The organism is Nocardioides sp. (assembly GCF_047607365.1).
Classification (GTDB): Bacteria; Actinomycetota; Actinomycetes; order Propionibacteriales; family Nocardioidaceae; genus Nocardioides.
In genome coordinates this window covers 1-26,814 of sequence record NZ_JASGDD010000112.1, presented here as the reverse complement: position 1 = coordinate 26,814, position 26,814 = coordinate 1, and the positions used below count along the sequence as shown (strand labels likewise).

The window sequence follows — 26,814 nt, the reverse complement described above, 5'->3', positions numbered from 1 at the left end:
GCGCACGTGGCTGCTCTCGGCCGCCGTCTCCTCCCGCGCCGGCCGGTGGGCGGCCAGCGTCGCCGGCGCCGCGCCGAGGCAGGTCGCGACGGCGAAGGCGGCGAGCGTGACGACGACGCCGAGCAGCCACCGCCACGTCCATGCGCCGTCCAGGTAGAGCGCGAGGAGGCGCCGGGTCGGGACGTGGTCGAGCGCCGGCGCGAGACGATGGGTGAGCTGGAGCAGCGCCGCCCCGAGCAGGCCCAGCACCGCCACGACCCGGACGGCGACGAGGCCGCCGGGCAGCCGCCGGACCCACTCGACCGTCCAGGCCACGAGCTGCCCGATCGCCGTCGACGCCGCGATCCAGGCCAGCAGCGCGACCGCCAGCGGTCCGACGTCGTCACGACCGACGGCGAAGGCCGCGCTCCCGAGCAGGGCCCACGACTGGATCAGCCAGCCGATGTTGAGCGGCGCGAGCAGCAGCGCGCCCAGATGGTCCGTGGTCGGCGAGACCGGGTAGGCCACCAGCTGGTCGCGGGCCACCAGCTCCCGGCCGCCGCCGCTGGCGACGGCCGCGACGACGGCGAGCAGCAGGAAGCCGGCCATCGCGCTCGGCACCAGGAGGAGGACGCTGAACGCGTAGCCGCCGCCTCCCGCCCCCGGCAGGTACGCCGGCGCCACCGCCACCGCGACGGTGATCGCCACGAACACCGCGAGTCCGGCCGCGAAGCGGCGGCGGCCACGGGTCGTCGTACGGAAGCGCAGGAGGTGGCCGACGTCGGCCGCGGCGCGGACCTGGGACCTAGTCCAGGAGGCGGCGGTACTCACGCGCACCCTCCTCGCCGGCCATCTCGCCCGCGCTGACGGACGCGACCGGCGCGCCGCCGCGCAGCACGAGGACCGACGAGCAGGCCTCGATCGCCAGCTCGCGCAGGTGGGTCGAGACCAGCACGCAGGCACCACGGGCGCGGGCGTCGCTGACGGTCTCGAGCGTCGCCTCGACGCCGATCGGGTCGACGCCGTCGAACGGCTCGTCGAGCAGCAGCACGGCGGGCTCGTGGAAGGCGGCGAGGACGACCGAGAGCCGCCGGCCCATCCCGTGGCTGAAGCCGGAGGTGACGCGGTGCGCGACGTCGCCGAGCCCGAAGCGCTCGAGCAGGTCGCGCGCCCGCTCCTCCCAGCCCGCGTCCATCCGCCGCAGCCGGGCCGAGAGCTGGAGGTGCTCCCACGGCGTCGCCCGCGGCACGAGGCCGCCGACGTCGGGGCAGTAGCCGACCGCCCGCTTCACGGCCAGCGGCGCCCGGCGCACGTCGTGGCCGGCGACGACCACGCGGCCCTCGGTCGGAGGCACCACCCCCGCGAGGACCCGCATGGTCGTCGACTTGCCCGCGCCGTTCCTCCCCAGGAGCGCGGTGCAGTGGCCGGCCGCGGCGACCAGGTCGACGCCGCCGACCGCCTCGACCTCCCCGAAGCGGACGTGCAGCCCCTCGACGATCACCGCTGGGACTTGCTCACTCACCACGGAATCCTCCTCCCTCCCGTACGCCGGCACCACGGTCGCACGGCTCGTGCCGACGTGGCCACGGATGACTAGTCCCCCTGTCCGATCGGGCAGCACGGGCAAAGTTAAAGACAGTCTTGACTGTTTGTTGATGAGGGGGTTGACTCCCCCTGTGACCCAGGCCACCGTCCGCGTCCCGCAGGAGGAGCGCACCCGGCTGATGCGCGCGCGGCTCCTGGACGCGGCGGTGGAGCTGCTGGTCGAGCGGGGCTTCGCCAGCACGACGACCACGCTCGTCTCCGAGCGGGCGGGCGTCTCGCGCGGTGCGCAGCTGCACCACTTCCCCACCCGCAACGACCTCGTCGTCGCCGCGGTGCAGCACGTGATGACGACCCGCGGGGCCGAGCTGGCCGCCGCGGTCGACCGGCTGCCGACCGGCCGCGCCCGCACGCGCGCCGTGCTCGAGCTGCTGGCCGACCACTTCACCTCGCCGCGGTTCACCGCCGCGCTGGAGCTCTGGGTGGCCGCCCGCACCGACCCCGAGCTGCTCGCCCTCGTCGGGCCCCTGGAGCAGGAGATCGGCCGGGAGGCCCACCGCCTCGCCGTACGCCTCCTCGACGTCGACGAGTCCGTCCCCGGCCAGCGCGAGCTCGTCCAGGCCACCCTGGACCTCCTGCGCGGCCTCGGTCTCGCCTCGACCCTCGGCGACGACACCCGCCGCCGCAACCGGATCCTCGACCACTGGGCCACCGTCCTCGACAAGGAGATCCCGTGAGCATCCTCGACGACCTGCTGGACGACCTCGCGACGGTCGGCCTGCGCCTGCGCGAGACCGTGGCGCTCCTCACCGAGGAGCAGTGGCGGCTGCCCACTCCGGCCGAGGGCTGGGACGTCGCGACGACGATCTCCCACCTCGCCTGGACCGACGAGGCCTCGCTGCTCGCCACCCGGGCCGCCCGCGGCGACAAGCAGGAGTGGGACGAGCTGGTCCTCGAGGCGATCCAGGATCCCGAGGGGTTCGTCGACGCCGAGGCCCTCGCCGGCGCGACGGTGCCCGGCGCCGAGCTCCTCCTCCGGTGGGACGCCGCCCGTGTCGCGCTGACCGAGGCACTGCGCGAGGCCGGTGCCGCGGGAGGCAAGCTGCCGTGGTTCGGGCCGCCGATGTCGCCCGCCTCGATGGCCACCGCCCGCCTCATGGAGACCTGGGCGCACGGGCTCGACGTCCACGACGCCCTCGGCACGTCCCCGGAGCGGACCGACGCGGTCAGGCACGTCGCCCACCTCGGCGTCCGCACCCGTGGCTTCGCGTACGCCGCCCGCGGACTCGACCTGCCCACCGCGGAGGTCCGCGTGCGGCTCACCCTGCCCAGCGGCGGGACCGTCGAGTTCGGGCCCGAGGACGCCGAGCAGTCCATCACCGGGTCCGCGTGGGACTTCGCCCGCCTCGTCACCCAGCGCGTCCACCGCGACGACACCGACCTCGTCGCCGCCGGGACCGACGCCGACCGGTGGCTCGACATCGCGCAGGCGTTCGCCGGCCCTCCGGGGGGCGGCCGCCGGCCCGAGGGGAGCCCCGCATGAGCGAGCCCCTCCGCGTCGCCAACTGCTCGGGCTTCTACGGCGACCGCCTCTCCGCCCTGCGCGAGCAGCTCGAGGGCGGCCCCGTCGACGTGATCACGGGCGACTGGCTCGCCGAGCTGACCATGCTCATCCTGGGGAAGGACCAGCTGCGCCCCGGCGGCGAGAGCCTCGGCTACGCGAAGACGTTCCTGCGCCAGCTCGAGGACTGCCTCGGGCTCGCGCTCGAGCGGGGCGTGCGGATCGTCAGCAACGCCGGCGGCCTCAACCCGGCGGGCCTCGCCGAGGCCATCGGCGAGATCGACACCGGCTCGGGTCGGGGTCCTCGGGTCGCGTACGTCGACGGCGACGACCTCCGCGCCTCCGGCCTCTTCCCCGGCGCGCTGACCGCCAACGCCTACCTCGGCGCCTTCGGCATCGCGGCCGCGCTGGAGGCCGGCGCGGACGTGGTCGTCACCGGCCGCGTCACCGACGCGTCGGTCGTCATGGGGCCGGCGATCTGGCACCACGGCTGGACCCAGGACTCGCTCGACGAGCTGGCCGGGGCCCTCGTCGCCGGGCACGTCATCGAGTGCGGCACCCAGGCCACCGGCGGCAACTTCGCGGGGCTCTTCGACGCCGTCGCGTCCGGTCGGCTGAAGGACCCGCTGGTGCCGTTCGGCTTCCCGATCGCCGAGATCGCCGCCGACGGCTCGTCGGTCATCACCAAGCACGGCGGCACCGGCGGCCTCGTCACGACCGACACGGTGGCCGCCCAGCTCTTCTACGAGATCCAGGAGACGGCGTACCTCAATCCGGACGTCACCTGCGACCTCGCCAGCATCGCGCTGCGCGACCTCGGCGAGGACCGCGTCGAGATCGGCGGCGTGCGGGGGAGCCTGCCGCCGGAGCGGCTCAAGGTCGCGGTCAACGAGCTCGGCGGCTGGCGCAATCAGGTCGAGTTCGTGCTCACCGGCCTCGACGTCGACGCGAAGGCCGAGCTGCTGAAGGCCCAGGTCGAGGCGGTCCTGCCCGCCGGGCTCCGGCACGCCTGGTCCACCCACCACACTCCGCCGCTCGACTCCGGCACCGAGGAGGGCGCCGCCACGCTGCTGCGCCTCGTCGCCTGGTCCCACGACGCCGACGCCGTCGGCCGCGCCTTCACCGGACCCGCGATCGAGCTCGTCCTCGCCAGCATCCCCGGCTTCCACGTCACCGCTCCTCCCAGCAAGCCCAGCGCCTACGGCGTCTACCGCCCCGAGTACGTCGACCGGTCGGCCGTGACCGAGACCGTCCACCTCCCGGACGGCACCACGCTCACCGTCCCACCACCCCGCCGAGTGGGGCCTCCCCTCACCCCGAGTGGGGCCTCCCCTCATCCCGAGTGGGGCCTTGAGCAACACCGAGTGGGGGCGTCCGCGGCCCCCACTCACCATGAGGCGAGGCCCCACTCGACGGAGGAGAGGCCCCACTCGGCCGTGCCGGAGGCCCCACTCGACGGAGGGGAGGCCCCACTCGGCCGTGCCGGAGGCCCCACTCGGCGGGTCGCGGTGGGGGAGCTGGTGTACGCCCGGTCGGGCGACAAGGGCGGCAACGCCAACATCGGGCTGTGGATCCCGGCCGACCGGCCGGACGCGGCGGTGGACTGGCTGCTCGCCACCGTCACGCCCGACTGGATCCGGACGCTCATGCCCGAGACCCGTGACCTGCCCGTCCACGTCGTGCCGCTGCGCAACCTCCGCGGCGTCAACGTCGTCGTCGAGGGCATCCTCGGCGCCGGCGTGGCCGAGGGCGTGCGGTTCGACCCACAGGCGAAGGCGCTGGGCGAGTGGCTCCGCAGCCGTGTCGTCGACATCCCCGAGGAGCTGCTCCGATGAGCGCCGGCACGACCCATCTGAAGGAGGTGCGCGAGCTCGGCGCCGAGTTCGCCCGCCGCGAGATCGCCCCCCACCTGCAGCAGTGGGAGGACGCCGGCGAGATCCCCCGCGCCCTCCACCAGGCGGCCGCGAAGCAGGGCGTCCTCGGCCTCGGCTTCCCCGAGGAGGTGGGCGGCGAGGGCGGCACCCTGGCCGACACCGTGGCGCTCACCGAGGGCCTCATCTCCGAGGGCGCCAGCTCCGGCCTGCTCGCGGGTCTCTTCACCCACGGCATCGCGCTGCCCCACATCGTCGCCCACGGCAGCGACCGCCTGATCGACGCCTACGTCCGGCCCACGCTCGCCGGCGAGAGGATCGGCGCGCTCGGCATCACCGAGCCCGGCGGCGGCTCCGACGTCGCCCACCTCACCACCCGCGCGACCCGCGACGGCGATCACTACGTCGTCAACGGCTCGAAGACCTTCATCACCAGCGGCGTGCGCGCCGACTTCGTCACCCTCGCCGTCCGGACCGGTCCGAGCACCGGCGCCGGAGGGATCAGCCTGCTCGTCGTCGACAAGGACACGCCCGGCTTCAGCGTCGACCGCAAGCTCGACAAGATGGGCTGGCGCTGCTCCGACACCGCCGAGCTCGGCTTCGCCGACGTCCGCGTCCCGGTCGAGAACCTCGTCGGCGAGGAGAACGCCGGCTTCGGCTACATCGCCGAGGCGTTCGTCACCGAGCGGATCGCACTGGCCGTCCACGCCTACGGCATCGCCGAGCGCAGCCTCGCGCTCACCATCGCCTATGCCCGCGAGCGCAGCACCTTCGGCAAGCCCCTCATCGCCCGCCAGGTCGTGCAGCACACGCTGGTCGAGATGCGGCGCCTCGTCGAGGTCTCCCGCGTCTTCACCCACAGCGTCGTCGACCGCTACCTGTCCGAGGGGACGACCGCGGACACGATCGCCGCCGCCGTACTCGCCAAGCAGACCGCGGTCGAGGCGAGCCAGTGGGTCTGCAACGAGGCCGTGCAGCTCCATGGCGGCACCGGCTACATGACCGGGACCGAGGTGGAGCGGCACTACCGCGACACCCGGATCCTGCCCATCGGAGGAGGAGCCACCGACGTGATGACCGACCTTGCCGCCAAGCTCCTGGGACTGAGCGCATGAGCGCCGAGCGCCGTACGGCCATGCTCGACAAGCTGGCCGACCTCGACGCCGAGCACGCCAAGGCGGTCAACGCCGGCGGCAAGTACATCGAGCGCCACCACTCCCGCGGCAAGCTCACTGCCCGCGAGCGGATCGAGCTGCTGCTCGACGAGGGCGCGCCGTTCCTCGAGCTGATGACGCTGGCCGGCTGGGGCACCGAGTTCACGGTCGGCGGCTCGACCGTCACCGGCATCGGCGTCGTCTCCGGCGTCGAGTGCATGATCGTCGCCCACGACCCGACCGTGAAGGGCGGCTCGATCAACCCGGTCTCGATGCGCAAGACCGCCCGCGCGATGCAGATCGCGGAGGAGAACCACCTCCCCAGCGTGGTCCTCGTCGAGTCCGGTGGCGCCGACCTGCCGCACCAGAAGGACATCTTCATCCCGGCCGGCAAGGGCTTCCGCGACATCACCCGGGCCTCGGCTCGCAAGCAGCCCAGCGTCGCGCTGGTCTTCGGCAACTCCACCGCCGGTGGCGCCTACATCCCCGGCATGAGCGACTACATCGTCATGGTCGACAAGGGCGCGAAGGTCTTCCTCGGCGGGCCGCCGCTGGTCAAGATGGCGACCGGCGAGGAGACCGACGACGAGTCGCTCGGCGGCGCGGAGATGCACGCGACCACATCCGGCCTCGCCGACTACCTCGCCACCGACGAGCGCGACGCCATCCGCCTCGGCCGCCGCATCGTGGCCCGCCTCAACGTCCGCAAGCGCGGAGCGCGATTCACTGGACCGTACGCCGAGCCGCTGCTCGATCCCGAGGGACTGCTCGACCTCATCCCCACCGACCTCAAGGAGCCCTTCGACCCGCGCGAGGTGATCCTCCGCCTCGTCGACGGGCCGAGCGAGGCCAACGAGGTGCCGTTCGACGAGTTCAAGCCGCTCTACGGCTCGTCGCTCGTCACCGGATGGGCACGCATCCACGGCCGGCCGATCGGCATCCTCGCCAACGCCCAGGGCATCCTCTTCAGCAAGGAGGCGCAGAAGGCGACGCAGTTCATCCAGCTGGCCAACGCCTCGGACACGCCCCTGCTGTTCCTGCACAACACGACCGGCTACATGGTCGGCCAGGAGTACGAGCAGGGCGGCATCATCAAGCACGGCGCGATGATGGTGAACGCGGTCTCCAACTCGACCGTGCCCTCGATCTCGATCCTCATCGGCGCCTCCTACGGCGCGGGCAACTACGGCATGAACGGCCGCGCCTACGACCCGCGCTTCCTCTTCACCTGGCCCAACGCCAAGTCTGCGGTGATGGGGCCCAAGCAGCTCGCCGGCGTGATGACGATCGTGTCGCGCGCCGCCGCCGAGGCGAAGGGGATCCCCTTCGACGAGGAGGCCAACGCCGCCACCGCCGCGTTCGTCGAGCAGATGATCGAGGAGCAGTCGCTGCCCTACTTCCTCTCCGGGATGGTCTACGACGACGGGATCATCGACCCGCGCGACACCCGCACCATCCTCGGCATCTGCCTGTCCGTCATCGAGAACCAGCCGATCGAGGGCGCCCTCAACTTCGGCGTCTTCAGAATGTGAGCGACCCGATGACCGCATCCATCACCCGAGTCCTCGTCGCCAACCGCGCCGAGATCGCCTCGCGCGTCTTCCGCACCTGCCGCCGCCTCGGCATCGGATGCGTCGCCGTCTTCTCCGACGCCGACGAGCACCTCCCGTACGTCGGCCACGCGGACCTGTCCGTCCACCTCCCCGGCAACACGCCCGCCGAGACCTACCTCCGCGGCGACCTGCTCATCGACGCCGCCCTCCGCAGTGGCGCCGACGCGATCCACCCCGGCTACGGCTTCCTCTCCGAGAACGCCGAGTTCGCCGCCGCCGTCGAGGCGGCCGGCCTGACCTGGATCGGCCCCACGCCGGACTCCATCACGAAGATGGGCTCGAAGGTCGGGTCGAAGCAGATCATGCGCGAGGCCGGCGTACCCGTCCTCGAGGCTCCCACCGATCCCACCGAGGCCGACCTGCCGCTCCTGGTGAAGGCCAGCGCCGGCGGCGGCGGGCGCGGCATGCGCATCGTGCGCAGGCTCCAGGACCTCGACGGCGAGATCGCGAAGGCGCGTGCCGAGGCCGAGAGCGCCTTCGGCGACGGCACCGTCTTCGTCGAGCCGTACGTCGAGGAGGGCCGTCACGTCGAGGTGCAGGTGATGAGCACGACCGTGGTCGGCGACCGCGACTGCTCCCTCCAGCGCCGCCACCAGAAGGTGGTCGAGGAGGCTCCGGCTCCCGCGCTGCCCGACGAGGTGCGCACCGCCCTCCACGACGCCGCCCGCAGGGCCGTCGAGGCGATCGACTACCGCGGCGCGGGCACCGTCGAGTTCCTCTACGACCCGCACACGACGCGGTTCTTCTTCCTCGAGATGAACACCCGCCTCCAGGTCGAGCACCCCGTCACCGAGGAGGTCACCGGCCTCGACCTGGTCGAACTGCAGCTCCTCACCGCGACTGGGGCCTCCCCTCTCGCCGAGAAGGGCCTCTCCTCGGACCCAGTGGGGGCTTCGGTCCACTCCATCGAGGTCCGCCTGTACGCCGAGGACCCTGCCTCCGACTACGCCCCCCAGACCGGCCTCCTCACCGCCTTCGACATCCCGAGCCCCGACGGCATCCGCGTCGAGGCGGGCTTTGCGGCCGGCAACGAGGTCAGCACGTTCTACGACGCGATGATCGCGAAGGTGATCTCGACCGCGGGCACGCGCACCGAGGCGGCGCTCCAGCTCGCCGGCGTACTCCGCGAAGCTCGGATCCACGGCCTCACCACGAACCGCGACCAGCTCGTCGCGATCCTCGAGTCGCCGGAGTTCCTCGCCGAGGAGGTCTCCACCGCGTTCTTGACGACGCACCCGCCGACCGCCCCGAGCGGCTCGCAACGTGTCACCGTGACACTTTGGTCGCCGGCCGCGGCAGCCCGCGCGGCCGCAGCGCTGGCGATCGTCACCCGCAACGACGCGCGCCGCACCGTCCCGGCCGGCGTGCGCACCGGCTTCCGCAACGTCCCGACCCAGCCGCTGACCATCGCCTTCACCGACGGCACCAGCGTCGACCTCACCCTGGGCCGCACCGGCCTCGGCGTCGACGGAGCCACCGTCGTCTCCGCCACCCCGACCCGGGTCGTGCTCGAGGTCGATGGCGTCCGCACCCCCTACGCGACGGCCGTCCGCGGCCTCCCCGGCCGGGAGACCGCCGACGTCGACTCGATCCACGGCCACGTCGCGCTCCTCCGCGAGCCGCGCTTCCTCGACCCCGCCGAGCGGGTGGAGGAGGGCAGCCTGGTCGCGCCGATGCCCGGGGCCGTCGTCACCGTCCACGCGAAGGTCGGCGACCACGTGACCGAGGGGACGCCGCTGCTCGTCCTCGAGGCGATGAAGATGCAGCACACCATCGCGGCGCCGTACGACGGCACCGTCACCGAGCTCGCCGTCGCGGTGGGCGACCAGGTCACCGGCGGGACGGTCCTCGCCGTCGTACACGCCCCCGACCATCCCGCAGAGAACACCGAGGAGCAGTCATGAGCACCGGAGCATTCACCGAGCCCGAGGAGCGGATCGAGCTGCGCAAGCAGGTCTTCAAGCTCGGCAGCAAGTACGGCCAGGAGTACTTCCTGGAGAAGGCCCGCAGCGGCCAGAAGACCACCGAGCTCTGGCTCGAGCTGGGGAAGAACGGCTACCTCGGCGTCAACATCCCCGAGGAGTACGGCGGCGGGGGCGGCGGCATCGCCGACGTCGCGGCAGTCCTCGAGGAGCTCGGCGCGGCCGGCTCGCCGATGCTGATGATGGTCGTCAGCCCGGCGATCTGCGGCACCGTCATCGCGAAGTTCGGCACCGAGGAGCAGAAGCGGACGTGGCTCCCCGGCATCGCCGACGGCACCGAGACGATGGCCTTCGCGATCACCGAGCCCGACGCCGGCACCAACAGCCACAACATCACCACGACCGCCCGCAAGGACGGCGACGAGTGGGTGCTCAACGGCCGCAAGATCTACATCTCCGGCCTCGACGAGTCCACGAACGTGCTCGTCGTGAGTCGCACCGAGGACTCCAAGACCGGCAAGCTCAAGCCCTGCCTCTTCGTCGTCCCGACCGACGCGCCGGGCTTCGAGTTCACCCCCATCCCGATGGACTTCGTCTCGCCCGAGACGCAGTTCCAGGTCTTCATCGACGACGTCCGGCTGCCCGCCGACGCGCTCGTCGGCGACGAGGACGGCGGGCTCGTGCAGCTCTTCGCCGGACTCAACCCGGAGCGGATCATGGCGGCGTCCTACGCGACGGGCATGGCCCGCTTCGCGATCGGGAAGGCGACGGCGTACGCGAAGGAGCGGACGGTCTTCAAGGGACCGATCGGCTCCCACCAGGCCATCGCGCACCCGCTCGCGCAGGCCCACATCCAGGTCGAGCTCGCGCGGCTGATGACCCAGAAGGCCGCCACCCTCGTCGACGACGGCAAGGACCTCGAGGCGGGCGAGGCGGCCAACATCGCCAAATACGCCGCCGCCGAGGCCGGCGTCTTCGCCGTCGACACCTCCGTGCACACCTTCGGCGGCAACGGCCTCACCCAGGAGTACGGCATGGGCGCCCTCATCGGCGGCTCCCGCGTGATGCGGATCGCGCCGGTGAGCAAGGAGATGATCCTCAACTTCGTCGCCATGCACTCCCTCGGCCTGCCGAAGAGCTACTGATGTCCCAGCCGGCGGCCGAGCTGGTCCACTACTCCGTCGCGGACTCGGTCGCGACGATCACCCTCGACAGCCCCCACAACCGCAACGCCCTCTCCCGCCAGCTCGTCACCGAGCTTCTGATGAAGTTGAGTACGGCGGCGGCCGACCCCGACGCCAAGGTCGTCGTGCTCACCAGCCTGGACAAGGTGTTCTGCAGCGGCGCCGACCTGTCGGAGGCCGCGACCACGCCGATGATCGAGGGGACCCGCACCATCGTCGCGCTGCAGCGGGCGATCCTCGCGCTGCCGAAGCCGGTGATCGTCGCGCTCCGCGGCGCCGTCCGGGCCGGCGGCACCGGCCTGGTCGCCTCCGCTGACATCGTGATCGCGTCGGACGCGGCCAACTTCCAGCTCACCGAGGTCAAGCTCGGCCTGGCCCCGGCGGCGATCTCCCTGACGCTGCTGCCCAAGCTGGGCAGCCGGCAGGCGTCGTACCTCTTCCTCAGCGGCGCCAAGGTCGGCGCCGACTACGCGCAGGCGGCCGGGCTGGTGACGAAGGTCGTCCCCGCCGCCGAGCTGGACGCCATCGTCGCCGCGGCCGCCGCCGAGACGGCCAGCGGCGCGGAGCAGGGCCTGCGCGAGACGAAGCGCCTCCTCAACGCCTCCGTGCTGGCGAACCTCGACGCCCACGCCGAGGAGATGGCGTCACTGTCCGCCCGCCTCTTCGACAGTCCCGAGGCCCACGAGGCCATGACCGCCTGGCTCTCCCGTCCCCGCTGAGCGCGCGTCTCCGAGCAAGATCTATTGATAGAACACATGTTCGAATAGCCTGGGGCGGTGATCCTCCACGCCGACCTCGACTCGTTCTTCGCGTCGGTCGAGCAGCGTGACGACCCCAGCCTGCGCGGCCGCCCGGTGATCGTGGGCGGGGGCGTGGTGCTGGCGGCGAGCTACGAGGCGAAGGCGTTCGGCGTGACGTCCGCGATGGGCGGGCGGCAGGCGCTCGCCCGGTGCCCGGACGCGATCGTCGTCCCCCCGCGGTTCGAGGCCTACGTCGAGGCCAGCAAGCGCGTCTTCGAGATCTTCCGCGACACCACTCCGCTGGTCGAGGGGATCTCGATCGACGAGGCCTTCCTCGACGTGAGCGGCCTACAGCGCCTGAAAGGACCGCCCGACCAGATCGCCCACGGCCTCCGAGCGCGCGTGAAGGAGGAGGTCGGCCTGCCGATCTCCGTCGGCGGCGCGCGCACGAAGTACCTCGCGAAGGTCGCCAGCGCGGTCAGCAAGCCCGACGGCCTGCTGCTCGTCCCCGAGCACGGCGAGGAGCACTTCCTCCACCCGCTCCCGGTCGAGCGGCTCTGGGGCGTCGGGCCGGTCACCGCGCGCAAGCTGCGCGCCGACGGCATCCGCACCGTCGGCGACCTCGCCCGCCGCGAGACGTCCGAGCTCGAGACCGCCGTCGGGATCGCCACCGGCCGCCACCTCCACGCCCTCGCCACGCTGCGCGACCCACGGCCCGTCCAGGTCAACCGACGACGTGGCAGCATCGGCTCGCAGTCCGCGCTCGGCCGCCGGCGGCGCAGCCCGGAGGAGCTCGAGACGATCCTCGCCGGGCTGGTCGACCGCGTCGCCCGCCGGCTCAGGAGCGGCGAGCGGATCGGCCGCACCTTCACCCTCCGACTTCGCTTCGACGACTTCACCCGCGCCACTCGCAGCAGCACGATCCCGCACGCGCACGGAGCGACCGCGGCCTGGCTCGAGACCGGCCGCCGGCTCCTCCGCGCCACCGCTCCCCTGATCCAGGAGAAGGGCTGCACACTCCTCGGCATCTCCATCAGCGGCCTCGCCGACGCCCGCACCGAGCAGCTCGAGCTGCCGCTGTGGCCCGGCGAGCAGGCGCAGTCGTACGTCGACACGGCCCTCGACGCCGTACGCGAGCGCTTCGGGAGGCAGGCCGTCACCCGCGCCACCCTCCTCGCGCCCGGCACCCGCCTCGGCCATGAGATGCCGACCCTCCCCGACCCACCCACCCCGCCGAGTAGGGCCTCCCCTCACCCCGAGTAGGGGCCTAGATCGGCCGAGTGGGGCTTCCGAGCACGCGAATGGGGGCTCCCCGCGCGACACGGTCGCGGAAAGCCCCCATTCGGTGGATCCAAGCCCCCACTCGGCGTGAGGGGAGGCCCTATTCGGCGTCAGGCGGGGAAGGTCTCGCCCTTCGCCGCCATGTCGCGCAGCGCCTGGGTCGGGCGGAGCTGCTCGCCGTACGTGTCGGCCAGCTCGTCGGCGCGCTCGAGGAATGCCTCGATGCCGTACGAGCCGTCGGCCGCGTCGTAGCCCTGGATGAACTGCGCGGCGCCGCCGGTCATCGGCGGGAAGCCGATGCCGAAGACCGAGCCGATGTTCGCGTGCGCGGCCGAGGTGACCACGCCCTCCTCGAACGTCTTCGCGGTCTCGATGGCCTGGCGGACCATGAGCCGGTCCTTGATGTCGGCCAGCGGGATCTGCTTCTCCGCGACGGGATACTCGGTGGCGAGGCCCTCCCACAGGCCGGTGCGCTTGCCGTCCTCGTAGTCGTAGAAGCCGGCACCCCGCAGGCGGCCCGCGCGACCGAGCTCGATCATGCGGCCGGCGACCTTCTCGGTGACCGTGGTCGGCATGCCGGTGGCCTCCGAGGTGGTCTTCGCGATCTTGTACATGAGCTCGAGGTTGAGCTCGTCGGCCAGCTGGAGCACGCCGGTCGGGTAGCCCGCCTGCGTCGTGGCGCGGTCGAGGGTGAGCGGGTGCACGCCCTCGGTCAGCATCGCGAGGCCCTCCTCGATCATCGTGCCGATGACGCGCGAGGTGTAGAAGCCGCGCGAGTCGTGGGCGATCATCGGGGTCTTCTTGATCAGCAGGGTGACGTCGTACGCCTTCGCGAGGGCCTCGTCGGAGGTCTCCGCGCCCTTGATGATCTCCACCAGCGGCAGCTTGTCGACCGGAGAGAAGAAGTGCAGGCCGATGAAGCGGGCGGCCGCGTCGGTGCCCTCGACGCCCTTGGCGAGCTCGGTGATCGGCAGGGTCGAGGTGTTGGAGGCGAGCAGCGCGTCGTCGGTGAGGAACGGGATGATCTCGTTGAAGACCTTCTGCTTCAGCTCGACGTTCTCGAAGACCGCCTCGACGACCAGATCGGCACCGGCGGCGTCGGCGGCGTCGGCCGTCGGCGTGATCCGGCCGAGGATCTCGTCGGCCTTCTCCTGCGTGATCTTGCCGCGCGAGACGCCCTTCTCGTTGAGGCCGGCGGTGTAGGACTTGCCCTTCTCCGCGGCCTCGAGCGTGACGTCCTTGAGCACGACCTCCACGCCGGCGCGAGCGAGCACGTACGCGATGCCCGCGCCCATCATGCCGGCGCCGAGGACGACCGCCTTCGAGGGCGTGTACGTCGGCACGCCGGCCGGACGCAGGGCGCCGGAGTTGATCGACCCGAGGTCGAAGAAGAACGCCTGGATCATGTTCTTCGCCTGCTGGCTGGTGACCAGCGTGGTGAAGTAGCGCGACTCGATCCGCGACGCGGTGTCGAAGTCCACCTGCAGGCCCTCGACGGCCGCGGACAGGATCGCCTTCGGGGCGTTGTAGTTGGCCTGCTTGATCTGCTTGCGCAGCAGCGGGGCGAACGCCGGGAGGAAGGCGGCCAGCGACGGCGAGGACGGGGTGCCGCCGGGGATCTTGTAGCCGGGAACGTCCCAGCGCTGGGCGACGGACTCGGGGTTGGCCTTGATCCACGCCTTGGCGGCCGGGACCAGCTCGTCCTGGGTGGCGACGAGCTCGTCGACCAGGCCCTTCTCCTTCGCGGCGGCCGGCTTGAACTCGGTGCCCTGGCCGAGGATGTCCATGAGCGCCGTCATCAGGCCGAACATGCGGACGGTGCGGGTGACGCCGCCACCGCCGGGGAGCAGGCCGAGCTTCACCTCGGGCAGGCCGATGGGGTACTTGCCGTCGACCGCGATGCGGTGGTTCGTGGCGAGCGCGATCTCGAGCCCGCCGCCGAGCGCGGCCCCGTTGATGGCGGCGACGACCGGCTTCGGGAAGGTCTCCAGCTTGCGCAGGGTGGCCTTGAGGCCCTCGACCTCGGCGAACACCTCGTCGGCGTTCTCCCGGCGGGCCTGCATGAGGAGCTTGAGGTCGCCGCCGGCGAAGAAGGTCTTCTTCGCCGAGGCGACGACGACGCCGGTGACCTGGTCGGCCTCGGCGTACAGCCGCTCCACGGCGGCCTTCATCGAGCTCTGGTAGAGCGCGTTCATGGTGTTGGCCGACTGGTGGGGGTCGTCCAGGGTGAGGGTGACGATGCCGTCGGCGTCGATGTCGTACTTCACTGCTGTGTCAGTCATGTCAGATCACCTCGACGATCGTTGCGATGCCCATGCCGGCGCCCACGCAGAGCGTGGCGAGGCCGTACTTCTTGCCCTGGCGCTGCAGCTCGTCGACGAGCGTCCCCAGGATGATCGCGCCGGTGGCGCCGAGCGGGTGGCCCATGGCCATGGCGCCGCCGTTGACGTTGACGACGTCGGGCGAGATGTCCATGTCCTTCATGAAGCGCAGCGCCACGGCGGCGAAGGCCTCGTTGATCTCCCACAGGTCGATGTCGTCGGCGGTGAGGCCGGCCTTGGCCAGCGCCTTGCGGGCGGCGGGCGCGGGGCCGGTCAGCATGATGGTCGGCTCGGAGCCGATGACCGCGGCCGAGACGATGCGGGCCTTGGGGGTCAGGCCGTACTTCTTGCCGACCTCCTCGTTGCCGATGAGCATCAGCGCGGCGCCGTCGACGACACCGGAGCTGTTGCCGGCGTGGTGGACGTGGTTGATCTTCTCGACCTCGGTGTACTTGGAGAGCGCGACGTCGTCGAAGCCCGCGTCGTTGCCCTGCTGGGCGAAGGAGGGCTTGAGGCCCGCGAGCGACTCGACGGTCGTGTCGGGGCGGATGGTCTCGTCACGCGCCAGGATGACCTGGCCGTTCTTGTCCTTGACCGGGATCACGCAGTCATCGAAGTAGCCGTTGGCCCACGCCTTGGCGGCGCGGGCGTGCGACTCCGCGGCGAGCGCGTCGACCTCGGGACGGCCCCAGCCCTCGATCGTGGCGATCAGGTCGGCGGAGATGCCCTGGGGGATGAAGTCGGCGGTGATCGAGGTGGCCGGGTCCATCGCCCAGGCGCCGCCGTCGGCGCCGAGCGGGAGGCGGCTCATCGACTCGACGCCACCGGCGACGATCAGGTCCTCCCAGCCGGAGCGGACGCGACCGGCGGCCTGGTTCACGGCCTCCAGGCCCGAGGCGCAGAAGCGGTTGAGCTGCACGCCGGCGACGGACTCGTCGAGGCCGGCGGTGAGCGCGACGGTGCGGGCGATGTCCATCCCCTGGTCGCCGATCGGGGTGACACAGCCGAGGACGATGTCGTCGATGGCGGCGGTGTCCAGATCCGGGTGACGGACCTTGAGCTCCTCGAGGAGACCGGTGAGGAGGTCGACCGGCTTCACCTCGTGGAGGGAGCCGGTCTTCTTGCCGCGCCCGCGCGGCGTGCGGACGTGGTCGTAGATGAATGCTTCAGCCATGCGGCCAATCATGACACCAAAACTGTCACGGTCAAGCAGGTCCGGGCGACCGCCTAGCGAACTCGGTCCAACGAACGCGAGATCATCCGGTTGACCGCGCCCTGGAAGGCGACGACGACAGCCTCGACGGTGAGGTCGCGCAGCCGCGGCAGGCCCTTCTCGAACTCCGCCGCCTCCTCCGGGGTGTGGTCGGTGCGCACGAAGACGTCGACGATCTGGGTGCGCAGGATCCGGTCGAGCTCCTCGGCGAGCGCGGTCATGTGCCGCGTGGTGGCCTCGTGGGCGGCCGCGAGCGCATCGCGCGGCATGCCGAGCTCGAGCAGCTCCCGCGCGATCCGGGCCTGTACGTCGTCGGCCGAGTCGCCCGTCCAGCTGGTGATCATCGCGCGCTGCATCGCCAGGTCGTCGGCGGTGGCGCCCGTCCCCCGGCGCTCGAGGTAGCGGCCGATGGCCTCGAGGGTGAAGCCGTGCTCGGCCAGTGACGTGATCAGCTCGAGCCGGGCGCGATGCCCGGCGTCGTAGACGGCGATCCGGCCCTGCTTCTCGGGGGCGGGAAGCAGGCCGAGGCCGGTGTAGTAGCGGATGTTGCGGACCGTGTGCCCCGTCGCCGCCGACAGCTCCTCGACGGTGTATCGCTCCTGGTCCATCCTCGGACGCTAGCACCCTGACAGTCCGACTGTCAGGATGTCGGCGCGCCCTCCGCCTCGCCGAGGCTGAGACCGTAGCTGCGCAGCCGGATCTCGATCATGGCCCCCGTCGCCTCGACGAGCAGGTCGATCAGGTGGGGCCGGTCGGGGACGGTGGCGCCCAGCTCGACCCAGCGCCGCACCGTCGCGAAGACACCCCCGACCAGCCCGTGGGCCAGCGGGTCGGTCGCCGCCCGGTCGGCCTCGGTCACGAAGGCGCCGAGCGCCTCGAACCAGGCGACCATGCCGTCGGCGATCCGGCGGGCGATCTCGTCGAGCCCTGCCTGCAGCGGCCCGCCGTCGGGGTCGAGGACCGCCCGGCGGTGCAGCAGCGGGTGGTCGGCCGCCCAGACGACGTACGTCGTCAGCGCCCTGCGCCACGCGACCTGCGGCGCTCCGGTCATCTCCAGGCTCGGGAGCAGCTCGGCGGCCAGGTCGCGGAAGATCCGCCGCTGCACCGCCGCGTCCAGCTCGGCCTTGCCGACGAAGTGGCGGTAGACCGCCGAGCGGGCGATCCCCGCCTGGCGGCCGATGTCGGCGAGCGTCGGCGCCTCGGCACCGTCCTCGATCAGGGCGATCGCGGCGCTGACGAGGCGCTCGCGCTGCGCGTCGGAGTGACCCTCCCACCGGATCGTGCGTCCGTCGGTCTGCGCCACGGGCGCCACGATAGCGCCGGAGGAGCCGGAGGTCAGGCGCGAGCGGTGGCGGGCTCGGAGCGGTAGCGGGCGGCGCGTCCGTCGACGCCCCAGAACCGCCACACCGGGCGGGTGAGCGCATTGAGGATGCCGACCTGCTCGCAGAGCATGCGCACGTCGGCGCAGACGTCGCGGCGGACCTTGTTCATCTCCTCGTTGCCACTGCCGAAGACCTCGCGCATGACCTCGTCGGGGATGCCCATCATCTGCTGGTCGGCCTTGCTCGGCACCACGATGGCGCCGAAGCCGAGCCGCAGCACGAGCGGCACCAGCAGGCCCTGGGCGAGCTTGTTCACCGGGTTCATCGACGGCGTGTGGTGCTCCAGCCACGCATGCGCGAAGCCGATGTGCCGAGCCTCCTCGGCCGCGTGGATCGCCATGATCCGGTTGAGCAGCGGATGACTGCCGCCGGCGCGCAGCACGTCCTTCTGCAGGTGGTCGATCGGCTCCTCGCCCGCGAGGATGATCTGGAAGAAGAGGGTCGGCCACCACGAGCCGAGCATCCCGATCCACGGGATGCCGCGCATGAGCCAGGCGGGAGCGCCGCTCACCTCGGGGCAGGCCCGGTTGGTGAACTCCTGGAACATCTGGATGTGGTGGGTCTCCTCGGTGAGCTCGTGCATGAAGTAGCGGAACTCGGGGTTCTCGTTCTTCAGCCCCATGAGGAACTGCGTGCCGCCCAGCAGGAGGAGCTGCTCGAACTGCGATCCGGTCTTCGTCATCGCGACGAGCCGGTGGCGCCCGATCTGGATCTGGCGCTCCTTGGGCAGCGAGCGGTACCACGGATGGGCGCCGAGGGGGTCGACGATCGGGAGCATCCAGCGCTCGTCGTGCGGGTCGACGGCGAGCTCGGGGTTGTCCCAGTCGACGTCACGGAAGGCCTCGAAGTGCACCTCGGTCGATGCCTGCGAGAGGCGACGGAGGGTGTCGTCGTACGACTGGCGACCCTGAGGGGCATAGCCGGAGCCCACCGAGACTCCGGGCAGGACTCGCTTGGCCAGCTGCGCCGGTGCAGACATGATCGACATACCGCCAGCATACGCAGGACATCACGTCTCGCATACCCGAAGTACGAAAATGGGTGACCCGGGTCACCCGGCCTGGCCGTTCGGACGATCCGGGCCCGAGCGCGAGCGGCCGGGCACGCGCGGGCCCGGCCGAAGGCTCAGCCGAAGACGAGGTGCCCGTCGTCGTGGTAGTCGCCGGGCGCGAGCCGCTTCATGTCCACGAAGTAGTTCTGCTTCGCCTCGTACGCGCCCTCGCCCTGCTTCGGCATCGACGGCGCCCCGCGCAGGAGGTAGCCCGACTTCATGTCCATCAGCGGGCGGCTGCCGGCGGCGTCGGGCTCCTCGACCCGCACCACGGTGTGGCCGTGCTTCTCCATGTCGCCGATGAGGCCGGAGACCCAGCTCGACACGAGGTCGGCCTTGAGCGTCCAGGAGGCGTTGATGTAGCCGATGGTCAGCGCGAAGTTGGGCAGGCGCGTGAGCAGCGTCCCGCGGTACGCCGTGGTCTCGCTCGGGTCGACCACCTCGCCGTCCACGGTCAGCTCGGCACCGCCGAAGAGCTGGATGTTGAGCCCGGTCGCGCTGACCACCACGTCGGCCTCGAGGGTCTCGCCCGACTCCAGCTCGATGCCCTTGGCGGTGAAGGTCTTGATGTGGTCGGTGACGATGGTGGCGCTGCCCTCGCGGATGGCCTTCCACAGGTCGCCGTCGGGCACGGCGCACAGCCGCTGGTCCCACGGGTTGTAGGGGGGCGTGAGGTGGTCGTCCACGAACGCGACGGCCTCGGCCCTCGTGAAGCCCGGGCCGTCGCCGCGCGCGGTGAGCTGGCTGATCTGGTTGTCCCGGATGAACTTCTTGACCAGCCGGGGCGCGCGCTGGGCGAAGAGGTAGAGCCCGAGGGACAGGCCGAGGTTCTCCCAGCGGATCGCCTCGTACGCGCTCTTGTGACGCAGGCTCTTGAGCGGCAGCATCGCGGTGAGCGCGCGGCCGAACGGCACCTTCGCCAGGCCGCCGGCGAGCAGGTCGTTGCCCGGCCGGCTGACGATGTAGGTCGGCGTCCGCTGCAGCATCGTGACGCTGGCGGCGCCCGCGTTGGCCATCGCCGGGACGAGCGTGACGGCGGTGGCGCCGGAGCCGATGATGACGACCTTCTTGCCGGCGTAGTCGAGGTCCTCGGGCCAGAACTGCGGGTGGATGAAGGTGCCCTCGTAGTCCTCCACGCCGGGGAACCTGGGCTGGAAGCCCTCGTCGTAGTTGTAGTAGCCCGAGCAGCTCCACAGGAACCGGGCGGTGAGCTTCGTCGTCCTCCCGCCGGCCTTGGTGGTGACGGTCCACAGCTCGGTGGTGCTGTCCCACTCCGCCTTCGTCACCTGGTGGCCGTAGCGGATCACCTGGTCGACGCCGGTCTCGGCGGCCACCGTCGCGAGGTACTCCTTGATCAGCGGGCCGTCGGCCAGCGTCTTGTCCGACGTCCACGGCCGCCACTTGAAGGCGAAGGTGAACATGTCGGAGTCCGAGCGGATGCCGGGGTACTTGAACAGATCCCACGTGCCGCCCAGGCCCTCGCGGCGCTCGAGGATCGCCACCGACTTGCCGGGGTGATCGCGCAGCACGGCGGCTGCGGCGTCGATGCCGGAGAGGCCGGCGCCGATGATGAGGACGTCGAGGTCAGGGGTGCGGTCGGACGAGGCCATGTGAGCCAGGTTACCCATGAGTAGGGACTTTGCGCAGACCTTGGTCTCAGGCCTGTACGGCGGCGCCGGACTCGACCAGGCCGTCGACCCCGGTGATCCCCCAGGCCGTCAGGGCCTCGACGGTGTGCTGGCCCGGGGCGGTGGGGGGCGGTGTGGTCAGCGTGGCCGGCGTACGGGAGAAGCGGGGGGCGGGGGCGGGCTGGAGCACGCCGTCGACCTCGACGAGCGTGCCGCGGGCGCGCAGGTGGGGGTGGTCCGCCGCCTCGGTCAGGGTGAGGACGGGCGCCACGCAGGCGTCGGTGCCCTCGAAGGTCTCGGCCCACTCGGCCATCGTCCGGGTCCGGAAGGTCGCCGTGAGGATCTCGCGCAGCTCGTCGAGCCTGTCGAAGTCCCACTGGCCGGGCAGCTCGGCAGCGTCGAACGGCGGCGGGAGGTAGGGGCCGAGCAGGCGGCCGAGCTCCGCGTAGAACTGCGGCTCGATCGGCCCGACGGCCACGTGGCGGCCATCGGAGCACTCGTAGGTCGAGTAGTAGGGCATCCCGCCGTCGAGGAGACCCGCCGCGCGCCGGTCGGCGTTGAGCGCGCCGAGCCGGAGGTGGGCGTAGGACATGGTCGAAAGGTGGGAGATCCCGTCGACGATCGCGGCGTCGACGACCTGGCCCTGCCCGCTCGTCCTCGCCTCGAGCAGCGCGGCGAGGACGCCGATCACGAGGTAGGTGGAGCCGCCGCCGAAGTCTCCGGCGAGGTTGAGCGGGAACTGCGGGCGGCCGGGGTCCTGGCCGAGGTTGAAGAGCGCGCCGGACGTCGCGATGTAGGTCAGGTCGTGACCCGCGGTGTGGGCGAGCGGGCCGTCCTGGCCCCAGCCGGTCATCCGGCCGTAGATCAGCCGGGGGTTGCGGCCGAGGCAGGCGTCGGGACCGAGGCCGAGTCGCTCCGTGACGCCGGGGCGCAGCCCCTCGACGAGGACGTCGGCGGTCTCGACCAGGCGGAGCACCGTCTCGATCGCCTCGGGACTCTTCAGGTCGAGCGCGACGCTCGGCCGACCGCGGTTGGTCAGGTCGTGCGCCCCGCCGCCGAGGGCGTTGCCGCCGGGCCGCTCCACCCGGATCACGTCGGCCCCCAGGTCGGCGAGGATCGTGCACGCGTGCGGGCCCGGCCCGATCCCGGCGATCTCGACGACCCTGACGCCCTTCAGCGGGCCTGTTCCCCGCCCCAGTTCCCATCGGTCCAGCTCCATAGGCGCGATCCTGCCAGTAGGACTGTCAGCGTTACATCCATTGCAACTAGTTGCATAGTGCAGCAGGCCCGTGGCAGCATCCCGGCATGGCCCTCGAGCACGCCCTCCTCGTCGCACTGCGGGAGCAGCCCGCGGCGGGGCTGGAGCTGTCGCGGCGCTTCGATCGGTCGATCGGGTTCTTCTGGAGCGCCACGCATCAGCAGATCTACCGCGTGCTGGCCCGGATGGACGCCGACGGCTGGGTGCGAGCCGAGACCCACCCCCAGGCGGACCGGCCGGCGAAGAAGGTCTACGCCGTGACCGACGCCGGCGCGCGGGTGCTGGCCGACTGGCTGGCGACGCCCGCCGACATCGAGCCGCTGCGCAGCGAGCTGACCGTCAAGATGCGGGGGGCGTCGTACGGCGACCGCGAGACGCTCCTCGGCCACCTCCGCTCCACGCTCGCCGACCACGAGGCGCGGCTGAGCCACTTCCGTCACCTGCTGAAGCGTGACTACCCCGAGCCCGCGGCCCTCACCGGGCCCGACCTCGACCAGTACCTCGTGCTCAAGGGCGGGGTCCGGCTCGAGGAGTTCTGGATCGACTTCCTGACCGACTACCTGACCGCACACGAGAGGGCCCACCGATGAGCTCCTACCCGCATCTGCTCGCGCCGCTGACCATCGGCAGCGGGGAGGACGCCGTGACGCTGCGCAACCGCGTGGTGATGGGCTCGATGCACACCGGCCTGGAGGACCGGCGGCTCGACCTGCCCAAGCTGGCGGCGTACTTCGCGGAGCGGGCTCGGGGCGGCACCGGCCTGATCGTCACCGGCGGCTACGCGCCCAACAAGCGGGGCTGGCTCAAGCCGTTCGCGTCCGAGCTGACCACGCGGCTCCAGGCGATGCGGCACCGCCAGGTCACCGGGGCGGTCCACGACGAGGGCGGCGCCATCGCACTGCAGGTGCTGCACGCCGGGCGCTACGGCTACACCCCGTTCAGCGTCTCCGCGTCGGCGACCAAGAGCCCGATCACGCCCTTCCGTCCCTCCGCCCTCAGCACCAAGGGCGTCGAGCAGACGGTCACCGACTTCGCCCGGAGCGTCGCACTGGCGCGCAAGGCCGGCTACGACGCGGTCGAGATCATGGGCTCGGAGGGCTACCTCATCAACCAGTTCCTCGCCGAGCGGACCAACGACCGCACCGACATGTGGGGCGGCAGCGCGTTCAACCGGATGCGCTTCCCGATCGAGATCGTCCGGCGGTCGCGCGAGCTCGTCGGCGACGGCTTCCCGATCATCTACCGCATCTCGCTCATCGACCTCGTCGAGGGCGGCCAGACCTGGGACGAGACCCTGGACCTCGCCCGAGCGCTCGAGGAGGCCGGCGTCACCGTGCTCAACACCGGCATCGGCTGGCACGAGGCGCGCGTCCCCACGATCATCACCCAGGTCCCCCGTGGGGCCTGGACCGACCTCACCGCCCGGCTGCGCAAGGAGGTCGACGTCCTGGTCTGCGCCTCCAACCGGATCAACACCCCCGAGCTTGCCGAGCAGATCCTCGCCGACGGCGGCGCCGACCTCGTCTCGATGGCCCGGCCCCTGCTCGCCGACCCGGAGTTCGCGCTCAAGGCGGCCAGCGGCCGCGCCGACGAGATCAACACCTGCATCGCCTGCAACCAGGCCTGCCTGGACCACGCCTTCTCGAACAAGCGGGTCTCGTGCCTGGTGAACCCGCGCGCCGGGCACGAGACGACGCTGGTGCTCTCCCCCGTCCGGACCGCCAGCACCGCCGCCGTCGTCGGCGCCGGCCCGGCCGGGCTCTCCGCCGCCGTCTCGGCGGCCGAGCGCGGCATCAAGGTCACGCTCTTCGAGCGCTCGGACCGCCTCGGCGGGCAGTTCCGGCTCGCGATGGAGGTCCCGGGCAAGGAGGACTTCAGCGACACGCTGCGCTACTTCACCCGCCGGCTCGAGGTGCTCGGCGTCGACGTCCGGCTCTCCACCGAGCCCACTCCGGCGGACCTGCAGCGCTTCGACCACGTCATCGTCGCCACCGGCGTGGAGCCGCGCATCCCGTCGATCGAGGGCCTCGAGGGCCTCCGCCCGAGCGCCACCGACCCCGGCGTCGTGACGTACGCCGACGTGCTGGCCGGCCGGGTCGTGCCGGGCGAGCGCGTGGCGGTCATCGGCGCCGGCGGCATCGGCGTCGACGTCTCGGTCGCCCTCACCCACGAGCCCGAGTCGCTCGAGGAGTGGAAGGCGCACTGGGGCGTCGCCGACCCGCTCACCCACCGCGGCGGCCTCGGCGAGCGCGAGCCCCGCACCCCCGCGCGCCGGGTGACGCTGCTGCAGCGCAAGACCACGCCGATCGGCATCGGGCTGGGCAAGACGTCGGGCTGGGCCCACCGCGCGGTGCTGAAGCAGGAGGGCGTGCGGCTCATCAGCGGGGCGTCGTACGACCTCGTGGAGACGCTGGACAGCGGGGAGGTCGCGCTGCACATCACGGTCGACGGCGAGCCCGAGACCCTCGTCGTCGACACCGTCGTGCTGTGCACCGGCCAGGAGTCGGTGCGCGGCCTCTACGACGAGCTCGAGACGCTCGGCGTCCCGGCCCACCTCATCGGCGGCGCCGACGTGGCCGCCGAGCTCGACGCCAAGCGCGCGATCGCCCAGGGCACGAAGGTCGCCGCCGGCCTCTGACGGGTCAGGCGTGCCGCGCGCGGCTCTCCGCGATGATCCGCGCGTAGGCGCCGAAGGAGTCCTTGGGCGTCCGCTCCTGGGTCTCGGGGTCGACCCGCACCAGGCCGTACGGCGTGGTGAACCCGGCCGCCCACTCCCAGGAGTCCAGCAGGCTCCACGCATAGAAGCCGCGTACGTCGACACCCCGCTCGACCGCCTCCGCGACCGCGCCGAGATGGGCCTCGAGGTAGGCGGCGCGGGCGGCGTCGTGCACCACGCCGTCCTCGCCGGGCGACTCGGCCCACGACGAGCCGCACTCGGTGATCATCAGCGGCGGCAGCGCGGCGCGGAAGCGGGCGCGGACGAGGATCAGCCACTCGCGCAGCGCGCTCGGCACGACCGACCAGCCGCTCGCCGTACGCGGATGGCCGAGGAGGCTCACGAACCGGAACGGCGCCTCGGAGCCCTCGTCGCCGGCGGCGACCCGGATCGGGCTGTAGTAGTTGACGCCGTAGAAGTCGAGCGGCTGGCGGATCGTGGCCAGGTCCCCGTCGGCGACGACGTCCTCGAGCAGCGGCGCGAGGTCGGCCGGATAGCGGCCGAGCAGCAGCGGCTCGAGGAACATGCCGTTCCACAGGGCGTCGAAGAGCTTGGTGGCGCCGACGTCGGCCTCGTCGTCGCTGGCCGGCCACATCGGCGCGTGGTTGTTGGCGCAGCCGATGCTCCGCGCGCCTGCGTTGCGCAGCTCGATCACGGCGCGGCCGTGCGCGAGCAGCAGGTGGTGGGAGACCGGCAGCACGTCGAAGAGCAGCCGGCGGCCGGGCGCATGACGGCCCAGGCCGTGGCCCAGCATCGCGACGACGTTCGGCTCGCCGATCGGCACCCAGCGCGCCACCCGGTCGGCATAGCGCTCCCCGGCGACCGCGGCGTACTCCGCCATCGCCTCGATCGTCGCGCGGTTGAGCCAGCCGCCGTCGTCCTCCAGCGCCTGGGGCAGGTCCCAGTGGAAGAGCGTGACCATCGGGTCGATGCCCGCCTCGAGCAGGTCGTCGAGGAGCCGGTCGTAGTGGTCGAGCCCGGCCTTGTTCACCGTCCCGCGGCCGGTGGGCAGGATCCGCGGCCAGGACAGGGAGAGCCGGTAGGAGTCGACCCCGAGGCGGCGCAACAGCGCGATGTCCTCGTGCACGCGGTGGTAGTGATCGGCCGCCAGCGACGCGTCCGAGCCGTCGACGATCACGCCGGGCCGGGTGACGAAGGAGTCCCAGATCGAGGCGCCGCGCCCGTCCTCCGCGAGGCCGCCCTCGATCTGGTAGGCCGCCGTCCCCGCGCCGAAGACGAAGCCGGGAGGCAACGTCGGGGAGGGCACAGCACAATGGTGCCCGTGGCAGTCGAGATTCGCCGGGGTTCGGCCCGATTCATGCTGAAGGTCCCGGGTCGGGCGACCTGGCACTCCCTTTCCTTCGGCGAGCACTACGACCCCGAGCGGCTCGCCATCGGGACGATGGTCTGCCACGACGAGCACCTGCTCGCCGATGGCCAGGGGTTCGACGAACACGCCCACGACGGCATCGACATCGTCACCTACGTCGTCAGCGGCGCCCTCGCGCACGAGGACTCCCTCGGCAACAGCGGCGTGCTCGGCGCCGGGCATCTCGGGGTGCTGCGCGCCGCCGGCGGGGTCCGGCACAGCGAGGTCGCGGCCGCGCCGCAGACCCGGTTCGTCCAGGCCTGGCTGCGCGAGCCTCCGGGGTACGACGACGACCCGGTGTGGACCCGGGTCGACGGCGACACGGTCCGCCTGCCGGGAGGGTCGCTGGACGTCGTACGCCTGGAGGCGGGGGAGGCGACCGCACTGCCGTCGGGCGGGCTGGTGCACCTGTTCGTCGCCTCCGGCGCCCTGCTGCGCAACTCGCTGGCCGAGCCGCTCGCCGCCGGCGACGCGCTCATCCTCACCGACGAGCCGGCCCGCGAGGTCCGCGCGGCCGTGGCGACGGTCCTGATGGTCTGGACCGTTGCCGGGGTTCGGCCACCCGCTCCCTGAGCGTTTGCCCATAACGGCCACGTGGACCCGTCCGCGTCCCTACGCTCCCTGATGTGGCCACGACCGACGCGACGCTTCCGCTCCCGCGTCCCGCGTCGCCGTACGCCGGCAGCCTCGCCACCGCCTGGGGCCTGCTCCGCGCCGGCCGCATGCGCGACGCCGCCACGACCCTCTCGGCGATCGACCCCGCCACGCTGAGCGACGCCGAGCGCGTCCACCGCGTCGTGCTGCTGGTCGTCGTCCGGCTCGGCATGGGCGACCTCGTCGCGGCCGGCGGCTCCGCCGACGAGCTGGTTCCCCTCCTCACCGGTGCCGGCGAGGTCTCCGCTGCGGCCCGCCTCGCCCACGGCGACCTCGCCACCGCGCTCGGCGACCACGCGGCGGCACTCGCCCACTTCCGGGCGGCGGGCGCGAGCCCCGACGCGGCCGTCGACCTCGCGTCGTGGCGCTGCGGAG

General features: G+C 72.1%; 23 protein-coding genes. 13 read left to right on the top strand and 10 right to left on the bottom strand.

Annotated elements, in window-relative coordinates:
- Window positions 1-810: hypothetical protein (locus QM572_RS08420; RefSeq protein ID WP_415091999.1), on the bottom strand; the 810-nt coding region annotated here is incomplete at its 3' end.
- Window positions 785-1,501, bottom strand: coding sequence for an ABC transporter ATP-binding protein (locus QM572_RS08415; protein WP_415091997.1), 717 nt, complete (start codon window positions 1,499-1,501; stop codon window positions 785-787). The genes QM572_RS08415 and QM572_RS08420, both read right to left, overlap by 26 nt.
- Window positions 1,502-1,655: 154 nt before the next feature.
- On the opposite strand from QM572_RS08415, the gene QM572_RS08410 reads away from it, so the two are divergent.
- From QM572_RS08410 to dinB, 9 genes are read left to right on the top strand one after another with little or no spacing between them, the layout of a single operon-like run.
- Window positions 1,656-2,258, top strand: a complete 603-nt coding sequence (locus QM572_RS08410) for a TetR/AcrR family transcriptional regulator (RefSeq protein WP_415091994.1) — start codon at window positions 1,656-1,658, stop codon at window positions 2,256-2,258.
- Window positions 2,255-3,064, top strand: coding sequence for a TIGR03084 family metal-binding protein (locus QM572_RS08405; RefSeq protein WP_415091992.1), 810 nt, complete (start codon window positions 2,255-2,257; stop codon window positions 3,062-3,064). Before QM572_RS08410 ends, QM572_RS08405 begins: the two co-directional genes overlap by 4 nt.
- The gene (locus QM572_RS08400) at window positions 3,061-4,917 is read left to right on the top strand and encodes an acyclic terpene utilization AtuA family protein (RefSeq protein ID WP_415091990.1); all 1,857 of its coding nucleotides are present in this window, start codon (window positions 3,061-3,063) and stop codon (window positions 4,915-4,917) included. Before QM572_RS08405 ends, QM572_RS08400 begins: the two co-directional genes overlap by 4 nt.
- Complete coding sequence (locus tag QM572_RS08395; protein WP_415091988.1) at window positions 4,914-6,068, top strand: acyl-CoA dehydrogenase family protein; 1,155 nt, start codon at window positions 4,914-4,916, stop codon at window positions 6,066-6,068. The genes QM572_RS08400 and QM572_RS08395 overlap by 4 nt, the downstream gene beginning before the upstream one ends.
- The gene (locus QM572_RS08390) at window positions 6,065-7,639 is read left to right on the top strand and encodes an acyl-CoA carboxylase subunit beta (protein ID WP_415091986.1); all 1,575 of its coding nucleotides are present in this window, start codon (window positions 6,065-6,067) and stop codon (window positions 7,637-7,639) included. Before QM572_RS08395 ends, QM572_RS08390 begins: the two co-directional genes overlap by 4 nt.
- A gap of 8 nt (window positions 7,640-7,647) precedes the next feature.
- On the top strand, window positions 7,648-9,624 hold the full coding sequence (locus tag QM572_RS08385; RefSeq protein WP_415091984.1) for a biotin carboxylase N-terminal domain-containing protein: 1,977 nt from the start codon (window positions 7,648-7,650) through the stop codon (window positions 9,622-9,624).
- On the top strand, window positions 9,621-10,787 hold the full coding sequence (locus tag QM572_RS08380; RefSeq protein WP_415091982.1) for an acyl-CoA dehydrogenase family protein: 1,167 nt from the start codon (window positions 9,621-9,623) through the stop codon (window positions 10,785-10,787). The genes QM572_RS08385 and QM572_RS08380 overlap by 4 nt, the downstream gene beginning before the upstream one ends.
- Window positions 10,787-11,545 carry an enoyl-CoA hydratase-related protein gene (locus QM572_RS08375; protein WP_415091980.1) on the top strand — a complete coding sequence of 253 codons (759 nt, stop codon included), beginning with the start codon at window positions 10,787-10,789 and terminating at the stop codon, window positions 11,543-11,545. The genes QM572_RS08380 and QM572_RS08375 overlap by 1 nt, the downstream gene beginning before the upstream one ends.
- A gap of 57 nt (window positions 11,546-11,602) precedes the next feature.
- A complete protein-coding gene (dinB, locus tag QM572_RS08370; protein WP_415091978.1) occupies window positions 11,603-12,829 on the top strand; it encodes a DNA polymerase IV in 1,227 nt (408 codons plus the stop codon).
- Between the two features lie 128 nt (window positions 12,830-12,957).
- Here the strand turns inward: dinB and QM572_RS08365 are convergent, their stop codons facing one another.
- From QM572_RS08365 to QM572_RS08335, 7 genes are all read right to left on the bottom strand, one after another.
- Window positions 12,958-15,129, bottom strand: coding sequence for a 3-hydroxyacyl-CoA dehydrogenase NAD-binding domain-containing protein (locus QM572_RS08365; protein WP_415091976.1), 2,172 nt, complete (start codon window positions 15,127-15,129; stop codon window positions 12,958-12,960).
- A 1-nt stretch (window position 15,130) separates the two neighbouring features.
- Window positions 15,131-16,342, bottom strand: coding sequence for an acetyl-CoA C-acetyltransferase (locus tag QM572_RS08360; RefSeq protein ID WP_415091974.1), 1,212 nt, complete (start codon window positions 16,340-16,342; stop codon window positions 15,131-15,133).
- A gap of 53 nt (window positions 16,343-16,395) precedes the next feature.
- Window positions 16,396-16,989 (bottom strand): MerR family transcriptional regulator, encoded by a 594-nt coding sequence (locus QM572_RS08355; RefSeq protein ID WP_415091972.1) that lies wholly within the window; start codon window positions 16,987-16,989, stop codon window positions 16,396-16,398.
- Between the two features lie 32 nt (window positions 16,990-17,021).
- Window positions 17,022-17,684: a TetR/AcrR family transcriptional regulator gene (locus QM572_RS08350; RefSeq protein WP_415091970.1), complete on the bottom strand. Its 663-nt coding sequence runs from the start codon at window positions 17,682-17,684 to the stop codon at window positions 17,022-17,024.
- Window positions 17,685-17,716: 32 nt separating this feature from the next.
- Window positions 17,717-18,751 (bottom strand): AurF N-oxygenase family protein, encoded by a 1,035-nt coding sequence (locus QM572_RS08345; RefSeq protein WP_415091968.1) that lies wholly within the window; start codon window positions 18,749-18,751, stop codon window positions 17,717-17,719.
- Window positions 18,752-18,888: 137 nt separating this feature from the next.
- Complete coding sequence (locus tag QM572_RS08340) at window positions 18,889-20,424, bottom strand: flavin-containing monooxygenase (RefSeq protein WP_415091966.1); 1,536 nt, start codon at window positions 20,422-20,424, stop codon at window positions 18,889-18,891.
- A 46-nt stretch (window positions 20,425-20,470) separates the two neighbouring features.
- Window positions 20,471-21,661: a CaiB/BaiF CoA transferase family protein gene (locus tag QM572_RS08335; protein WP_415091964.1), complete on the bottom strand. Its 1,191-nt coding sequence runs from the start codon at window positions 21,659-21,661 to the stop codon at window positions 20,471-20,473.
- A gap of 86 nt (window positions 21,662-21,747) precedes the next feature.
- Between QM572_RS08335 and QM572_RS08330 the strand changes: the two genes are divergently transcribed.
- Both QM572_RS08330 and QM572_RS08325 read left to right on the top strand, forming a co-directional pair.
- On the top strand, window positions 21,748-22,290 hold the full coding sequence (locus QM572_RS08330; RefSeq protein WP_415091962.1) for a PadR family transcriptional regulator: 543 nt from the start codon (window positions 21,748-21,750) through the stop codon (window positions 22,288-22,290).
- Window positions 22,287-24,338, top strand: a complete 2,052-nt coding sequence (locus QM572_RS08325) for an FAD-dependent oxidoreductase (RefSeq protein WP_415091960.1) — start codon at window positions 22,287-22,289, stop codon at window positions 24,336-24,338. Before QM572_RS08330 ends, QM572_RS08325 begins: the two co-directional genes overlap by 4 nt.
- A 4-nt stretch (window positions 24,339-24,342) precedes the next feature.
- Here QM572_RS08325 and QM572_RS08320 read toward each other — a convergent pair whose 3' ends face one another.
- Window positions 24,343-25,683, bottom strand: coding sequence for a GH1 family beta-glucosidase (locus QM572_RS08320; protein ID WP_415091958.1), 1,341 nt, complete (start codon window positions 25,681-25,683; stop codon window positions 24,343-24,345).
- Between the two features lie 15 nt (window positions 25,684-25,698).
- On the opposite strand from QM572_RS08320, the gene QM572_RS08315 reads away from it, so the two are divergent.
- Both QM572_RS08315 and QM572_RS08310 read left to right on the top strand, forming a co-directional pair.
- Window positions 25,699-26,358 carry a pirin family protein gene (locus QM572_RS08315; RefSeq protein WP_415091956.1) on the top strand — a complete coding sequence of 220 codons (660 nt, stop codon included), beginning with the start codon at window positions 25,699-25,701 and terminating at the stop codon, window positions 26,356-26,358.
- A gap of 53 nt (window positions 26,359-26,411) precedes the next feature.
- Window positions 26,412-26,814, top strand: a 403-nt coding sequence (locus QM572_RS08310) for a hypothetical protein (protein ID WP_415091954.1), incomplete at its 3' end; no start/stop codon positions are given.

Coding starts and splice junctions, on each gene's coding strand:
- QM572_RS08325 (WP_415091960.1), top strand. CDS start 22,287: ATGAGCTCCTACCCGCATCTGCTCGCGCCGCTGACCATCGGCAGCGGG.
- QM572_RS08340 (WP_415091966.1), bottom strand. CDS start 20,424: ATGGCCTCGTCCGACCGCACCCCTGACCTCGACGTCCTCATCATCGGC.
- QM572_RS08330 (WP_415091962.1), top strand. CDS start 21,748: ATGGCCCTCGAGCACGCCCTCCTCGTCGCACTGCGGGAGCAGCCCGCG.
- QM572_RS08360 (WP_415091974.1), bottom strand. CDS start 16,342: ATGGCTGAAGCATTCATCTACGACCACGTCCGCACGCCGCGCGGGCGC.
- QM572_RS08365 (WP_415091976.1), bottom strand. CDS start 15,129: ATGACTGACACAGCAGTGAAGTACGACATCGACGCCGACGGCATCGTC.
- QM572_RS08385 (WP_415091984.1), top strand. CDS start 7,648: ATGACCGCATCCATCACCCGAGTCCTCGTCGCCAACCGCGCCGAGATC.
- QM572_RS08380 (WP_415091982.1), top strand. CDS start 9,621: ATGAGCACCGGAGCATTCACCGAGCCCGAGGAGCGGATCGAGCTGCGC.
- QM572_RS08395 (WP_415091988.1), top strand. CDS start 4,914: ATGAGCGCCGGCACGACCCATCTGAAGGAGGTGCGCGAGCTCGGCGCC.
- QM572_RS08355 (WP_415091972.1), bottom strand. CDS start 16,989: ATGGACCAGGAGCGATACACCGTCGAGGAGCTGTCGGCGGCGACGGGG.
- QM572_RS08345 (WP_415091968.1), bottom strand. CDS start 18,751: ATGTCGATCATGTCTGCACCGGCGCAGCTGGCCAAGCGAGTCCTGCCC.
- QM572_RS08335 (WP_415091964.1), bottom strand. CDS start 21,661: ATGGAGCTGGACCGATGGGAACTGGGGCGGGGAACAGGCCCGCTGAAG.
- QM572_RS08400 (WP_415091990.1), top strand. CDS start 3,061: ATGAGCGAGCCCCTCCGCGTCGCCAACTGCTCGGGCTTCTACGGCGAC.
- QM572_RS08375 (WP_415091980.1), top strand. CDS start 10,787: ATGTCCCAGCCGGCGGCCGAGCTGGTCCACTACTCCGTCGCGGACTCG.
- QM572_RS08390 (WP_415091986.1), top strand. CDS start 6,065: ATGAGCGCCGAGCGCCGTACGGCCATGCTCGACAAGCTGGCCGACCTC.